Genomic DNA, 15,887 nt, shown 5'->3' on the forward strand with positions numbered 1-15,887 from the left:
ACAATGAAAACAATGGCTTTTTTTATTATTTTGATCTACTTTCCATACTAGGGCTTTCTGTCTCATCGCGCGTATCAAGAAAGTAAGACAGAGGGACCTGTCCCTCTGTCTTACTTTTATCTTCTGATTATTAGTGTGATGCCTCCCATTAGGGCGAATAGCATGCCAGCGAATAGCATGTTGTAGATATTCGTGGATGTGTTTGGTAGAGCTTCGTCTTTTTCGGTTTTTACTTCTTCTGCTTTGTCTTCTTCTGGTGTATTTTCTTCGGCACTACCTTTTTCGTCTGAAGCTTCTTCCGTAGTTTCTCCTTCTGTACTATCTTCTTCTGTTCCACCTTCCTCTGTACTATCTTCCTCTGTTCCATCTTCTTCTGGATGCTCAGTAGGTGGTGGTGGAATCTCGGTTTCTTTTACAATTACTTCTCTTGTAATTTGGGCATTATTCCCTTCGCTATCATTAACGGAATAGGTTAGCGTATATTCACCAGGTGTGTTCGTATCTACTTCACCTGTTACGGCAACTTGATCCGTGATGTCTCCATCTACATTATCAACGGCAGTATAGCCGGGTTCAACGAATTCACTACCTTTTTCTATGATTAGCGGATTGTCTCCGTCCAATGAAATGACAGGTGCAGTTGTATCAACTACGTGGACAACACGAGTCGCTTCCGCTTCATTTCCTGCACTATCTGAGACGGTGTAAACAAGTGTATATTCGCCGATTTCATCGATATTAACGGAGCCGGAAACTACCACGTCGTTTGTTATGTCCCCATCGACATTATCTATTGCTGTGAAGCCGGGTTCAATATAAGGGCTGCCAACTTCTAGCGTCATCGGATTACTTCCATTTAATGAAAACACTGGGGCTTCTTCATCCGCAACAAATTGAGATGTAGACAACGTGAGTATCGTTTCAGCAAGAACATCATCTTTTTCTACAATACCTTTAACAGAGAATGCATAAGTCTCACCTACTGTTAAATTAGCGATATCGATTGTCGTTGTATGTGGATCAACCTCCGCAATTTCCACATCATCTTGATAAATTTTGTAGCCTGAGACTTCGCCGAATACTTCAGGCCAATCCAGTTGAACTGTCCCTGTCTCAGCGGTTAAACTTGCTGATAGTTGCGGAAGTGGAATCTCAACAGTCGTAAAGTCAATTTCACCGGACTTCAAGTCTAATGAAAAACTTCCTTGATCCCATACATCATCATTTATGTATGTGAAAACCTCGGTTACTCCAGCCTGTGGATTCGTCGTGTTTTCTCCTAAACTATGAAGTAAAGGATTGAGTAAATCTTCCAGAAAATAACTGTGACTTTCGTCAAACAAATCGAAAAAGCTGTGGTCGACTTTGTTGAAATAGCCAAAAATAGTGGATGTTGAATCAGCCGTTCTCCAACCTTCACTAGGTCGATATTCCTCTTCACTTAGAGGCGCAATTACACTACCTATTACGTAATCGAAGTCATAAAACCAAATGCCATTTGTTGAATTTGTTTCGCTTACATAAACATGTGTATAGCCATCAACGCTTTCATTGTTTTCGTCAAGGATTCGTAGAGAAACAAGCATTCTATTTGGTTCCATCGGATCAATGATTAAACCATTAAATTGTGCATCTGCTGGCACGGTGGAAGGGCGGCCTTCCTCCGTAAAGAAATCGTAATACGTGAAACCATCCTGTGAATGCAAGTACCTAGGTACCCAGTAAACTGTTTTCTCACCAACTGGTGACGCGATAAATCCACCTACTGTTGTTAAAGGATCCACGGAAACAAGAATGTTTGAATAAGCATCAACTTCAGTTAAAGTTGCTGAAGCATCCTCACTTTGTAAATAAAAACCTTCATTTTCGTTCAGTACTCCCCTAAATGCAACGGTACAACCAGAAATGAACAACGATAAAATTAAAATGACAATCAAGAACAACGGAGATGATTTCTTATGAAATTTTCTTCTTTCCACATACATACCCCTTTTATAATAGAATAGAGAACAGTTAGATCTTTATTAGTTTACAAAATTATCAAAATATTGTCTATATAAACATTTTTTTGTCAATTTGTAAGACGTGGGGACAGGTCCCTCTGTCTCTTCTCAAAATGCTAAATACAAGCTATATTAATTGTAGAACGAGTGAATGGGGGTTACATATGTATCCGCAAAAGACGGTTGTAGTAACGGGGGCAACTTCTGGGATTGGATTAGCCACAGCGATTGAGCTTGCGAAAAAACGGTATCGAGTTTGTTTGCTTTCGAGGGATAAGGAACGCGGTTATGAAGCGCTAAGGAAGGTGCAAGAGGAAAGTGGAAATAAGGCGTTAGAAATGTGGATCGTTGATTTGGGTGATCTACAGAGTATCCGAGAGTTTGCAGCACGTTTTACTGCAACACACAAAACGATAGATGTGTTAATTAACAACGCGGGTGTAATTTCATTGAAGCGACAGGAAACAAAGGACGGCTTTGAATGGCAGATGGGCGTCAATCATCTTGGTCATTTCCTTTTGACCAACTTGCTCCTAGACCTTCTATTGAAGTCCGAGCAGGGGCGAATTATCAACGTTTCCTCTGGCGGGTATTCATGGGGGAACTTTTACGAGCAGGATCCTCATTTGAAAAAGGGTTATACCGTTTTTAAAGGGTATGGGCAGTCCAAGCTAGCAAATATTCTTTTTACAAAGGAATTGGCGAAACGGTTAAAGGATACCGCGGTCACGGTGAACACGCTTCATCCTGGCGCTGTGGCCACGAGCCTAGGTGTCAATCGTCAGACGGGTTTTGGCAAAGGTGTGTACAAATTACTTACTCCGTTTTTTAAGACGCCGAACGAGGGTGCGGCAACGAGTATCTATTTAGCGACGAGCCCTGAAGTGAAAGATAGCTCGGGCGAATACTTTATCAATTGTAAGGTCGCTAAGCTGTCAAAGCGGGCAAAAGACGAGCGTCTTGCAGAAAAACTTTGGGAATGGAGTAAGGCGCAGGTTGGGGAATAAGACAGAGGGACAGGTTCCTCTGTCTTACATCTGTATTATCTGGGAGGATATTATGAACATTGAATCAGTTGATAACTACCTTAAAGTTGGAGAACCTATTTTTTATGAACTATTACCTCACGATATAACACTAGAACAATCTGATAAATACAATTTTGGGATCGCAACCATACGAGTTAAGCAGGGGGATCAAACTATTATTAGAAATGGAAGAGTAGAAGTTGGATTATACATAACCCCCGAAATGAAACACACCAAGGACCACCTTACTATCTTACTCTTCAAAATATCATACAATAATTCATCCTTGCTGTATCAATCTTTAATACTACCTTTTGGAAAAAAACATGGACATTTTATTAAAAACTGGCTCGATCACAATCCATTATTAATAGCGGCAGTGGATTTACCCCTCACTTTACAATGGGGTGAAAATGTACCTGTAATTCATACATTACGTTCTTTTACAATCCCTGCACAAATGCACAGCGAATTATCTAATCACATTATGAGTCAAAGCCAACAAATAGAGCAATTGGCTTACAATTATAATCGAATGGCTAAAATAGAACGCACGATGTCTGTTCAAGACTTGTGGGCAAACTGCAGAATACTAGGTGAATTAGAAGATTTATTGAACTAGACAGAGAGATGCTTCTGTCGGCCTTGGCAAGAAGCAAGACAGAGGGACAGGTTCCTCTGTCTTACTTAGTGATCGTCAAAACGGCGAATGAGAACCGTCCCCGTTAGCGGTTTTGGTAGTGCGGAGTTTTTGTAGTGCTTCTTTTCGCCATGATTTTACGGTTGTTACTTGAACTTGGTATTTTTCGGCGATTTCTTTTGGTTTGAGATTGTTGAATATTGCTTCGTGTACCCATAGTTTTTCTCGGTTTGATAGGTTGACGGTATGTAGCCAATCGTTTAAGACGATCATCATTTCGGCATCATTGTTTGCTGGTGGTGATATGGCGGTCAGAATTTCCTGATCGGTTGAGAGATTACTTGTCCCCCATTTGTCTTGCTTATAGATGGCTGTTTTCATTCGTCCGCAAATATAGCTTTTTGCATAGGCTGCAAAAGGACCCGCACTAGGGTTATAGTTTCTCCATGCGTCATAAATCGCAATTCTCCCAACTTGAACGTACTCATCTCTTTCTCTCTCTAGCCGCCACTTTCTAATAAGAGAATGCACGAGTGGCATGTAGGCAGCACAGCATTCCTCAAACTCTATTTCTTTTTTCATATCCAAGGGACTTTCTCCTCTTGGAAGCGCGCTTCCGCTCTTTCCGCGGTAACGCCATTGTATAGCCTTTTTAAGAAAACAACGACGTAGGGAAAAATACGTATCTATTAAATAAACGTGCAGTTTCCTTAGGAGAAACTGCACGTTTCGATAGCGCAAACGGCATAAATGTATAAAAAAGAAAGACAGCAGGGACAGGGACCTTGTCTTATCTAGAAGGCACAATGAGCAGTATCTCGCTCAATTTATTTTGGGGCGTACTTTCATTTAAGACATGGGAACAGCTCCTTTTGTATCCGTATCAAGAAAGTAAGACAGAGGAACCTGTCCCTCTGTCTTGAGCGATTTACCAAGTTATGTCAAACTGGATGTAATGAGAGATGTATTGTGCCATTACAACTAATGGCTAAGCTAAGAAAGAAAGACATTATAGGTGGTGATGAAAATGTTTAGCTTTGATATGTTCGAGGTTATTATTGTAGGTTTTATATATTCTATTATTTTAAGTGTGCTTGTTGTTTTTATTCAGTATATAAATCCTAGGATTTTACTGCAGTCATATCCAAAATCAATACAAGAAAAAGTGATGGGAAAAAGTAAGAAAGAGCAAATGCACACTAAAATTTTCGGCAGTATTTTTATGATTTTGTCATTTGGAATCCCACTACTATACGCCATCTATTTAGACAATCTATACAGCCTTTCCTATATGGAAATATGGATAGTTAGTTTTATTATTATTAATATTTTTAATTTAGTAGATTTGGTGATTATTGATTGGATAATAATTTGTAAAGTGACGCCAAGTTTCACTGTAATACCTGGAACAGATGGGCACCCAGATTACAAAAACTATTTATTTCATATAAAGGGGTTTGGAGCAGGTGTCTTGTTTTCTATTATTGGTAGTTTGTTAATAGCTACCATTGTTTATGTGCTGTTTTAATATCATTGCAGTTCTGTCTAAGATACAAAGCTAACGACACAAAAATGATCATATTTTTATAGGAGACTCATAAAGTAAAAAAATGAAGGGGGAGCATTTGTGTTTAAATTATTTTCTATTAGTTTTACTGCACTTTTATTTATTGTTGGTTGTAGTGGAGAAGATGGGGAACGAGAAGCGATAGTAGAAGAGCCTGATGAAGAGGTACAAGAAGAAATCGAAGAACCAGAAGAAACCGAAGAAGAAAAAGAAGAAAAATCTATTGCTGATAAAGCTATTTTTACGTTTGAGCTTTATGGGAATCGTGCTGATTTATACTCTGTGTATATTTATGCTGACGATGCTCAAATAGACAATGATCTGGTGACTGGTGATTTTAAAATTGCCACTCAAGCAGAAAGTAGCGATGATTTTATTGAGCATGACACGATGTTAAACGGAAAAGAACAACGGTTTTTATTAGAACATGAGTTTTCTTATAAGGCGTTTCCGTTTGTAGAAACTGATGCTGAACGATACTTTGTATTGAGTGAATTGACTGAAGAGGATAAGCTGCTAGGACATTTCTTTTACATAGAAGATGAAGAAGTAAAAGAATTAGAAACGATTAACCAAATCGAAGAAGAAAATGCTTTTCTTTTTGATGAGCGTTTCGAATTGGGTTTTGAAAAAATAATTGTCGAGGGCGGTAATACTTGGGAGTATGATGGCCATGACAAAACGTTGATTGAAATAGATATGATGTTTCTCAATCACATGTTTAAAGACCGAATCAGGGAAGGGTATCTCCCGCCGATGAGGTATAGGATCGGAAACCATATTGAATATATCATCGGACAAGAAGGTGAGCCCGAGCAGGATGATTATTGGAGAGGCGGAAGATTTCATAGTTGGGGAAACGACATGTATTTCTTTTCTGAACAAAGTAAAGAGGTGACTTCCTTAGAATACGTTAACGACGGAAGCTATGATTATCGCTATGACGACTTTGTCGAGCTGTTAGGGGAACCGTTCTCAGAGGGCGAAGACATGCTTGACGGCGGATATTTGGTCTCATTCGATGTCGAAGGAAGAACGTTGAGCGTTAATTTCAAATCAGAGGAAGACGAATTTTCATTTATGATGCTAAACTAGTAAGACAGCAGGGACAGGTACCTTGTCTTATCTAGAAGGAACAAAGATCCAGTGTTCCATTGATCTTTACACTTTTATTTTGGGGCGTACTTACATTTAAGACAAGGGAACAGTTCCTTTTGTGCCGTATCAAGAAAGTAAGACAGAGGAACCTGTCCCTCTGTCTTAATACCTGACGAAAAAAACACCAAAACACACAGTATACTGTGTGTTCACTATTTCTATTCAACTAGATAATGTTCTTAAAAAGGAGCATATCTGTTGGAAAAAGATAAGTTAGAGCAAATGGTAAAGCCGTTAAACGGAGAGAAATTGCGTAAGCTGCGAAAACAAACTGGAAAGTCTATCGAAGAAGTAGCATGGCTTGCTGGAATACACCATAACTCGTTAGGTGCGTTTGAACGTGGAGAAATGGATCTTTCATTTACTAATATCGTGTTAATTGCGGAAGCATTAGAGATAGATATGAACCTCATTGTAGAAGACTCACAAAGTATGTTAAAAGAATTTGTAAAACAACAAAGAAGGGATTCTGGAAAATAACACCTCCCTTCTCCTTACCTCAAATATCTTCACCCTTCAAAAACCACTACTGAACCATATCACCTGAGACATACGACCACCGCTTAAATAAAACCCAAGTGGATTAGAAAAACCTTCAGCTTATATTTCATAGAAAATCTATGATTATATAAATAAAAAAACTTAGGAGTGTATGTGAATGTATGAACAAAAGAATTCTTGTTTAAATAGGGGGGAGCTTTTAAAATTTCTTGTTATGAATTGACGGTCAAAAGCTAGATTTTAAAAACCGTTTGTGATTATTTCAGAAGAAAATTGGCAAATGAGATCCGTCCCCATTATCCTAGTCGAACTAATGAATCAAAAAAATGATAGCGCTTTAATTCTAGTAAAAACTATACTAATTAACAGGAGTGTATGTGAATGAACGAACAAAGGATTACAGTTCAAGACAATTACGTTGTAACGGAAAAAACGATAGCCCTTGTACCAGCAGCACATATTGACTATCAAACAGTAGCATTTGAACGAAATAGCATCATTTACGTAAAACAACGGCCGCTTCAAATTATCGAAAAAGCATGCTTACAAGGCGGCGCAACTTATGCTGGTAGAAGACAGGCTGCTATTCACGCAACGTCATTAAAGAAAAAGGTTCCTATTGCGATTAACACGCATAAAAACATATACGCCTTTCCAACACAATCTCCATCGCAGTTCGATTGTAGCTGGATTTTCTACTCCCACATCCTTAGCTTTACACCGATACCGAAAATCCCTAATAAATGCACACTTACCTTTAAGAACACGAAACAGTTAACATTAGCCGTCTCACCTAAAGTCATAGAGAAACAAATGCACCGAACCGCATTCATTATTTTATTATTCTCCCAACACTTAATTGATTTCGCTAAAGCTGAAAACGATATAAGACAACAGGGATAAGACAACAGGGACAGGTACCTTGTCTTATCTAGAAGGCACAATGAGCAGTGTTCCATTGCTCATTGTTCTTTTATTTTGGGGCGTACTTTCATTTAAGACAAGGGAATAGTCCTTTTTGTCTCCGTATCAAGAAAGTAAGACAGAGGAACCTGTCCCTCTGTCTTAACAAGAATGGAAATCACCATTAGTTGGCAATATAAAATTAATTCACCCTTTTCTAATATTGAACTAATATTGTTTTAAATATTTCTCTCTGTTTCTCTTTTTTTAATCTCTACTTTTTCTTCCCTTTTTTTTATATTTGATACACCCTTTTTTATAAATAGATATATAAAATAAATAGTTAATATGGTAATAATCAAAGGCAATAATTTCATATTAATTGATATACTGCCTTCACTTATACTGAATTCTAATAATTCACCTATTGAGTTTAATAGGAGTATTAACCAAAGTAACGTTATATATAGACTTAATATTTGATTAATCTTGGAAACTGAAAATGGAAATTCTTCAATAGATGACCATTTGCTTAGCCCTTCCTTCATTATTACTGTTTTATATAATGGACCCATTTCTGTATCTTCTAACCTATCTACGTGTCTTTCCCAATTATTCTGCCAAAACTTACTCCCTTTATTAACTAAGAACCAACTAAGAGAGAACATAAAGCCTAAATTACATATTATAAATATTAATAGTTGTGGAGGTGAATCAATACTATGAACTAAAAAGTAACCTGCAAATGTAGCTGCTAAGAAGGTCCAAAAATAAGTTGCACGTTTCCAATACAGCTCAATTTCAAACTTTCTTATATCTAAAGCCTGACGTAAAGCTTCCTCTCTAATCTTTTTATTGCAACTAAAGCTTTTTTGATATTGATCATCTCTATCAATCATTCAACAACACCTATTTCATAGTATTTTTCCATTTATACCAAAATCACGCTTATGAATGTCTTTATTTAAAGAGACTCATTTTTACTCAAATATATTATATTTAATTAATATGTTATTTACAAAACAAAACTCACACTTTTCTGAAATTACATAAAAAATATACTTTATTACTTACATAAGCATATAACATACTATATACTGCCCCAAGGTTCACTTTGTAGCGAATCCTCTATGAATATCTAGTTTATAGAAGGCTAATGAGAACCGTCCGGAACCAGTGAAAAAGTACTTACCCTTTAAGTATAGACTAATAAATATAAGGGTATTTGAATATAGCAGTTGATGAGACCTGTGCAAACTAGCTTTCCGCGGGCGGCTGGTGAGCCTCCTTGATGCTTTGCATCTATGTAGGCTCAACCCTGCCTTTCCTCCCGCAGGAGTCTCGCTTACTCCGGTCTCATCAAGTCTGTATCAATCAACTTAGCCCCATACCTTCCTTGAAACAAATGGCCATCATAACCATGTTTACGATTAAACCACATAGTATAGCGTACATGCATTTCTTTCATGAGGTCTTTAATATGTGTTCTGTATTCTGTAATTGGAGATGTATATGGTTTGTCATAAGGCAGTACGCATGAAGTATAAAGGGGTACATCCGACGGACATCTTCTAGGATTAATAAATACGTAGGTAATCATTCCGCGACTCAAACAACGACGCTCTACTATTTGCCACGGGCAGTAATATGATACACACTCTTCGCTTTCTAGACACTATATCTTCTCCTTCAATAGAAAAATACAAATCTATCATACAATCACTTACTCAACATTTCTCTAACTACTGTACAAATTAACTGGTACTCATTAACCATGCAGTAACAGACACTTTCTCAGCATATTTACTCCATTATTATATTTAGACTAGCACTTTACCATCCCGGCGGTCTGGCACCAGAACTCTACTTCAATCTTTTTTTCTTTTCTATACTATTGTTTTCATGTTTCTGTTGTCTCTTAAACAAAAGATATAATGAAAAAATTAATAAACACGACACCAAATGTGAACCTACAGTTCCCAAAGCTATCCATATCAAAAAAACTCTAAAATAATTGCAATAGACATGATCATAAAATTAAGAAGCACGAGACCCCCCGTGCTTCTCCCTGGTGCCCCCCCCTTGAGAACATAGTGACACCACCTGCTGCAGCGATTTCCAATGCTCTTTTCGCAAACTCCTTACGCCCCGGGGGCACCCAAAACCCAGCCTTCTAGTATCCAAAGTCTGATTCAAACAAAACCTTTGAATGAAAACTTTTTAGTAGATTTATTTTTTCTGTCATTAGTAGTTCAGGATTATCTAATATCGTATTAAATTCTCTAGCTAAATTTAAATCTCTTTGTTGTCCTGCAAGATACTGTGCATAACTCGCCATTACCTCCATTTGCAACAATTCGCCAATTAAAGACTCAAAATTAATATACTCATCTTGTGCTCTCATTGATTTTTTTATATCTGAATGACTTAACAATTTTATTAAGTTTTTTTTGTGTATTTCAGAAGCATTCCTTATTTTATGACCAATATCTTCTTTGGTTTTAATGTCTACATATCCATCTTCAGAGACTATTACTATTAAACAAAACCCCTCATTGTGCGAATGTAAATATCTAATAGCTGAGTTATATCTTGCACCCCGAGAGATATCACCAATTGTGGAATCTGCTAACCCATCTAATATAGCACCTATTGAATAACATTGACCTTTAGGATCAACTATGATCGCTCCATCGATTGAACTTAAAGCAAGTACTGTTTCGGGATTAACTTTCTTAAAATTTTTTAATTGAAATGATTGATTAGTTAACCTTTTGGATTCCGAATATGCTTTATTGGTAACTACAATCATCGTCCCATGTTTTTGCTCTTGTGCACTTTCAATATATTCCCATACCATCCCAACCTCGTATTTGTTATAGTTCTCATCTGATTCAAATGTACGCTTAAACTTAAGTTCAAACTCATCTCTAGTGACTGGCCCCTTCATAAGGGTACAAGTTTTATGTGTGACTAGCATTAAATCATCACTTTCTTGTTTCCCTTTCCTTTCAGTCAACATCCATGAGCCTGTTTTAAGAAAATTGATTTTAACAGAACTTTCCGGCAAAGATGAATAATTTATCGTTCTTGCAATACCAAAGATTATAACCCCTCGACAAAGTAAAACCGTTTTATCATTATTGCAGGTTTCCAATAGCTTTCTGACCTTTTTATAATACTCTTTATTAATAGGAATTGGCTCTTCTAACATAACAATCTCTTCAAAACAGCTATCATCAAAATCCGAACAGAATATGAGACAACCTTTATTTTGACTTCTTTCATAAGTCATAAGTGATAATTCATGAATTGACTCAAATAAATTATATTTTTTTGATTCTATGTCAAGAAGAGTACTAAAAATATTATTAAATAAATCTTCCCCTGCTTTATTTAGTAATTTCTTTATATTAAAAAAAGAATTATTTGGTTGAATTGTCTTCCAAACTTGATCCACAAATGGCTTCTTAAACACTACATTACTTTTATCTATAAGAAGAAATGATTGTAAACTATCCTTTTCATTTCTAGATAAAGAATTTATTCTTATTAACCTATATTTGTTTAAATCTATTAATTGTTTGTCAATAATAACTTCTTCAACTTTTTGACCATAATATTTCTGTAGGCTATCACCATCTAATGAATACAACTCTTTAAAATCAACAGTATGTTCTTGTATTGCTTTATCATTTAAATTGTCGCTAAAAACAAGTTCAATTTTATGATCTGAACTAATCATTGCTAGTAGAATTTGTGGTTCTTCCCATATATTAAAATGATCAAACAATTCTCTCATATGTTTAAGAGTATAATCAAGGAAATTTATCCCAGTTTCTGCATTTGAATACATAATCTCACTCCTCATTAAACATTTTATTATTATTTATTTTGGGGAATAGACACTTGTCGTTATTTCATCGCTGGAGTTATATAGGCCCAACAACAGTTCCTGTTTATGATTTTGATTCTTTACACCTGTGTTTTCGCCTATTATGTAGGCAAAGAAATAGAAGATGGCAAAAATAAGACTGAAGACTAATGGGAATGAAATTAACGACCCTAAATGCTACAGCATTAACGAAATAAAGAAAAGTGAGCTGACATTAATGATAGCAAAGTTAATGAGGAGTATATAATTTCTAACGCCGATACATGTCTTTTATTTCCTCACTAGGAATTTATCGAAATCTTCGCCAATGACAATCATAGGGTCTCCACAAGTGACGTCAACCCTATGATTGTCATGATAAGTCCATTGTCAAATATAATATCCTTGAAGTTGATGAATATATTAATTACTATTTCTCCTATTGTGTTATGGCTAATACCTGCATTTCTTTTACCAAGTGTTGAATCTCCAGCTCCTTAGAATGAACATTCTGATATTTATTTTTAGAATAATTCAGGGGCAGAGGTCAATGGGTTTTGATTGACTGCCCCTGTTCTTTCAGAGCTTATATTTCTTGTTGTAATACTCCACATGCCATATCGCAATTTTTTGTAGACCTTCTTGATGGAAAACGCGCACCGGAGGGATGTCTCGCTCTTTAGCTCCTCAAAATTCACCTTAAGACAGGTGAACTTCCGTCCCATTAAACTCTTTTGTGGTTAAAACCAAACAGACAATAAAAAAGTTTATATTTCTTCCTGCCTTACATTATCTAAAATCTGTATTTCAATTAGCACTCTACTTATTTGCTTTAGTTTATACTTTTTTGTGAATTCTCTGAAGAGAAAAATTGTACTACCGAAAAAAATAAGAAATCCAATTATCATAATGTATAATGTTAATAAAGGTACAGCTACATAATCATTTTCAGTACCTAGTTGACTAAAACTATAAGATAGTAGGCCAGTGACTAAAACTGCAATGAATAACTGTCTAACAGTGTTAAAGAAAGGGATAGTTCTATTTTCTTCATTTTCTTCAAGCTCTTTTCTTATAAGCTTGTCTATTAGTTCAAAATGTTCATGATTAACTTCTGACTCATCTGAATGATTGAAATAATTTACTATACACTTCTTTACTTTTCTGATTTTTTCCTCCTCATATTCTTGTAAACTGCCATATTTTTTTTTAATTGAATTCTTTTGAATTATAACTCCACAAATAACGCTACCTATATATATTATAATAGAAAATATTATAATAATTATATTAATAGTAGTGATACTTCGAAACGCGACAAAGAAGAAGGTAAGCGCTGACACTAATAATGTTAATAGAGGGATTATTATTAACTTATTATTCCTTAGGCTTTGCCTCATATTATATATCATTCCAAAATTCTCATTATAAGTATTTATTAAATCTCTTATAATCATTTTTTCCTCCTTGTTAGTAAGTGCTACGATCTCATCACATCATATAGTAATACTACATAAAATTTCTCTCAAAAAATCATGCACAAAATAAAAAAACACATTTGTTATATTTGGAGAATTACATATTGTTGACCAGTAATTACAGAATAGTATAGTTCACTAAGCTGTAGGGGATTTTTCATAAAGAAAGGAAATTATTATTCAATAGTACCTAGTATATCTCTTATTAAATAATCTTAATTCTATTAACTATCAAGTAGCATATCTTCTTTTAAAATCATCCCCACCGCTACATCACAAGACAGAACGGTGAGACTAGAACATTTAATCCCTCTCATACAAATCACTCGTGTACACTTTCTCTGCTACGTCGGTGAGTTCGTCAATGAGGCGGTTGGATACGATGACGTCTGCAATTTGTTTAAACTCGTCAAAGTTGTTTACGACTTTTGAGCCGTTGAATTCTATTTCTTCTAATACTGGTTCATAAATGACTACTTCAAAGCCTTCATTCTTAAGGTGATCCATGATTCCTTGGATGGCTGATGCTCGGAAGTTGTCTGAGCCTGTTTTCATTTTAAGTCTATATATGCAGACATCTTTTGGCTTGGATGCAATTGGGGAGTGACAGGCAGCCAAAACCAAAGCTACAAAACGATACGATCTAGTAAATAATAAAGCCGTCTATTGATACATGAAATGTTGATTTAGTATCAAGATTATATGTAAACATAGAAAGGTGTCACTATATAGTGACACCTTTCTATCTTATAAGATACCGATTACTGCCCCCAAGGTTCACTAGTAGAGAATCCTCTATAAAATGCAAATGAGACCGTCCCAATTAGCACATTCCTTGTAGGCAAAGGAACTCGTATCGATTTGACTTAAATGTTTAATCATTAAGCAACTTATTCTTCTGTTTTTCAAATTCCTCGCTAGTAATGATTCCTTTTTCTACTAATTTACTTAATTTCTCTAATTCATCAGCTAAAGAGATAGTCTTTTCACCTTCACTCAGTTTCTGACTTTCGGTGGCTTTATCTTCTTCGTCAGCCTGTCTAATTAGAACACTTATTAAGTCATGTATATTTGTAGCGACTTTTATTGCATTTGTATACTTTTCGCTGTCTTTCGTAACATGATTTTCTAGCACATCTAACTTCAGAAAGTCTAGAGTAAAGGTTGGGATTTTCGTATCGTTTACAACGATTTTTAGACTAACTTGCTTAACCTCACTGGTATGTTTTTGTTTTCCACCACCACCACCAATGATAGCTCCTACACCACCTGCTAACACTCCACCAACTAATGCTCTGCCTATTTGACTAGTTCGAGATGTTGTTGTGATTTCTTGTCCGTCTTCTACGATTTGTGATTTTAATATATCGCGGTAGCCAAAAATACGGTAGTTCCCATTTTCAACTAGAGCAACCTTTTTTGCTTTTTCATCTACTGCAATAAATTTATATCTATCTTCGTGTAAAACGTCATCATACCGTTGTGAAATACTAAATTCTAGTTCACCCATTCTTTTCCAAACTTCCTTGTTAACATCTATTTCCTTTTTCTCTACAGCTTCTTTTTCCTCTTTTTCAAACTTTTTTGTGTACTGGACTAGTAGAGTCATACTAATTACAACAATAATCAGTGAGATAACACCAGCTCCTGTACTTACTTGAAACATCATTAAAACAAAAAATCCTATTAGGAAAAGAATAAAACAACCTATAATCATCAAAAGACCTCCAATAATTCCATATAATTCATGTAAAACATTTTCACGGGAGCGTACCTTGCATTTTCAAAATACAAGCTGAAAGTTTATCCACTCTGTTATAAATGTTACACATTAATAAATCTTTGTTACTCATAACTTAAGGTGCACACAAACCTTCTCCCGGTTCTCTAAATATAAAAAAAAGTAAACTAGATCCGTCCCCATTTGCCCGATAATCGCAATGTAATGTATTTTATTTAGCTTCATTTCATTTTAACCTCCGTATAAAAACAACGTAAGCGTCAAATACTTCACACATATGCAATCTAGCCTCCAGGTGAGATAATCCTATTAGATTAATTCTCAAAGGAGGCTTTTCATGTCAGTTAAAGAAATAGAATGGAACAAAAGAATGGAACAATGGCGTGATAGTGGTCTGAGCATGGCTGCTTGGTGTCGCCAGGAAGAAGTTAACATCCATCAAATGTATTATTGGAAGCGTAAGTTTGATCAATCGTCGGAAGAAAATCAACCTCCGATTGAGTGGATTAATATTAGCCATTCTAATGACGAAGGTTTCGAAACACCTCTCTACATCACGGTGGATCACTTATCTATAGAAGTTAGACCTACCGTCGATCGTCGACTTTTATCCGATGTATTAAACTTGCTTAGATAACCATGATTCATCCATACTATGAACGCGTTTATTTGGCATGTGGTCCTACGGACCTCAGAAAGTCTATTGATGGTCTAGCCGTTATTGTGAAAGAAGCTTTTGAACTTGATCCATTCGCGCCTGCCCTCTTTGTTTTTTGTAATCGTAATAAAGATAAACTAAAAATTTTACAGTGGGATAATAATGGATTTTGGCTATATTATAAGCGTTTGGAACGCGGGACATTTTCTTGGCCATCTGGTCCATCTAATCAGACACAGGTTATTTCTCCTCGACAACTACGTTGGTTACTGGATGGGATATCTATACAACAATCTGCGCATCGTGAAGTTAAAGCGCGAACGATTTTATAAACCT

General features: G+C 35.9%; 15 protein-coding genes and 1 pseudogene. 8 read left to right on the top strand and 8 right to left on the bottom strand.

Annotated elements, in window-relative coordinates:
• Positions 1–116 precede the first annotated feature (116 nt).
• Positions 117–1,979, bottom strand: a complete 1,863-nt coding sequence (locus tag BCELL_RS21840; protein ID WP_013490456.1) for a DUF5011 domain-containing protein — start codon at positions 1,977–1,979, stop codon at positions 117–119.
• A gap of 188 nt (positions 1,980–2,167) precedes the next feature.
• Between BCELL_RS21840 and BCELL_RS19225 the strand changes: the two genes are divergently transcribed.
• The gene (locus tag BCELL_RS19225; RefSeq protein WP_013490457.1) at positions 2,168–3,010 is read left to right on the top strand and encodes an SDR family oxidoreductase; all 843 of its coding nucleotides are present in this window, start codon (positions 2,168–2,170) and stop codon (positions 3,008–3,010) included.
• A gap of 52 nt (positions 3,011–3,062) precedes the next feature.
• Positions 3,063–3,653, top strand: a complete 591-nt coding sequence (locus BCELL_RS19230; protein ID WP_013490458.1) for a hypothetical protein — start codon at positions 3,063–3,065, stop codon at positions 3,651–3,653.
• 75 nt (positions 3,654–3,728) lie between these two features.
• Here the strand turns inward: BCELL_RS19230 and BCELL_RS19235 are convergent, their stop codons facing one another.
• Positions 3,729–4,253, bottom strand: a complete 525-nt coding sequence (locus tag BCELL_RS19235) for a sigma-70 family RNA polymerase sigma factor (RefSeq protein WP_245547052.1) — start codon at positions 4,251–4,253, stop codon at positions 3,729–3,731.
• A gap of 445 nt (positions 4,254–4,698) precedes the next feature.
• Between BCELL_RS19235 and BCELL_RS19240 the strand changes: the two genes are divergently transcribed.
• From BCELL_RS19240 to BCELL_RS19255, 4 genes are all read left to right on the top strand, one after another.
• The gene (locus tag BCELL_RS19240) at positions 4,699–5,199 is read left to right on the top strand and encodes a hypothetical protein (protein WP_013490460.1); all 501 of its coding nucleotides are present in this window, start codon (positions 4,699–4,701) and stop codon (positions 5,197–5,199) included.
• Between the two features lie 99 nt (positions 5,200–5,298).
• Entirely contained in the window at positions 5,299–6,333 is a 1,035-nt protein-coding gene (locus BCELL_RS19245) for a hypothetical protein (protein ID WP_013490461.1), read from the top strand.
• 261 nt (positions 6,334–6,594) lie between these two features.
• Entirely contained in the window at positions 6,595–6,876 is a 282-nt protein-coding gene (locus BCELL_RS19250; RefSeq protein ID WP_013490462.1) for a helix-turn-helix domain-containing protein, read from the top strand.
• 402 nt (positions 6,877–7,278) lie between these two features.
• Positions 7,279–7,800: a competence protein ComK gene (locus tag BCELL_RS19255; protein WP_013490463.1), complete on the top strand. Its 522-nt coding sequence runs from the start codon at positions 7,279–7,281 to the stop codon at positions 7,798–7,800.
• A gap of 239 nt (positions 7,801–8,039) precedes the next feature.
• On the opposite strand, the gene BCELL_RS19260 is transcribed toward BCELL_RS19255, so the two are convergent.
• From BCELL_RS19260 to BCELL_RS19280, 6 genes and pseudogenes are all read right to left on the bottom strand, one after another.
• Entirely contained in the window at positions 8,040–8,699 is a 660-nt protein-coding gene (locus tag BCELL_RS19260) for a RipA family octameric membrane protein (RefSeq protein WP_013490464.1), read from the bottom strand.
• A 446-nt stretch (positions 8,700–9,145) separates the two neighbouring features.
• Positions 9,146–9,400, bottom strand: a complete 255-nt coding sequence (locus BCELL_RS22720) for a hypothetical protein (protein WP_157184225.1) — start codon at positions 9,398–9,400, stop codon at positions 9,146–9,148.
• 573 nt (positions 9,401–9,973) lie between these two features.
• A complete protein-coding gene (locus BCELL_RS19265) occupies positions 9,974–11,656 on the bottom strand; it encodes a DNA integrity scanning protein DisA nucleotide-binding domain protein (RefSeq protein ID WP_013490465.1) in 1,683 nt (560 codons plus the stop codon).
• Between the two features lie 785 nt (positions 11,657–12,441).
• Positions 12,442–13,131 carry a hypothetical protein gene (locus BCELL_RS19270; RefSeq protein ID WP_013490466.1) on the bottom strand — a complete coding sequence of 230 codons (690 nt, stop codon included), beginning with the start codon at positions 13,129–13,131 and terminating at the stop codon, positions 12,442–12,444.
• A 324-nt stretch (positions 13,132–13,455) separates the two neighbouring features.
• Positions 13,456–13,749 (bottom strand): annotated as a pseudogene (locus BCELL_RS19275) (UDP binding domain-containing protein); the annotation flags it as partial.
• Positions 13,750–14,026: 277 nt separating this feature from the next.
• Positions 14,027–14,869: an SHOCT domain-containing protein gene (locus BCELL_RS19280; RefSeq protein ID WP_013490467.1), complete on the bottom strand. Its 843-nt coding sequence runs from the start codon at positions 14,867–14,869 to the stop codon at positions 14,027–14,029.
• Positions 14,870–15,230: 361 nt separating this feature from the next.
• On the opposite strand from BCELL_RS19280, the gene tnpA reads away from it, so the two are divergent.
• Entirely contained in the window at positions 15,231–15,530 is a 300-nt protein-coding gene (gene tnpA / locus BCELL_RS19285; RefSeq protein WP_013490469.1) for an IS66 family insertion sequence element accessory protein TnpA, read from the top strand.
• 32 nt (positions 15,531–15,562) lie between these two features.
• A complete protein-coding gene (gene tnpB / locus BCELL_RS19290; RefSeq protein ID WP_157184226.1) occupies positions 15,563–15,883 on the top strand; it encodes an IS66 family insertion sequence element accessory protein TnpB in 321 nt (106 codons plus the stop codon).
• Positions 15,884–15,887 lie beyond the last annotated feature (4 nt).

Source organism: Evansella cellulosilytica DSM 2522, assembly GCF_000177235.2.
GTDB lineage: Bacteria > Bacillota > Bacilli > Bacillales > Salisediminibacteriaceae > Evansella > Evansella cellulosilytica.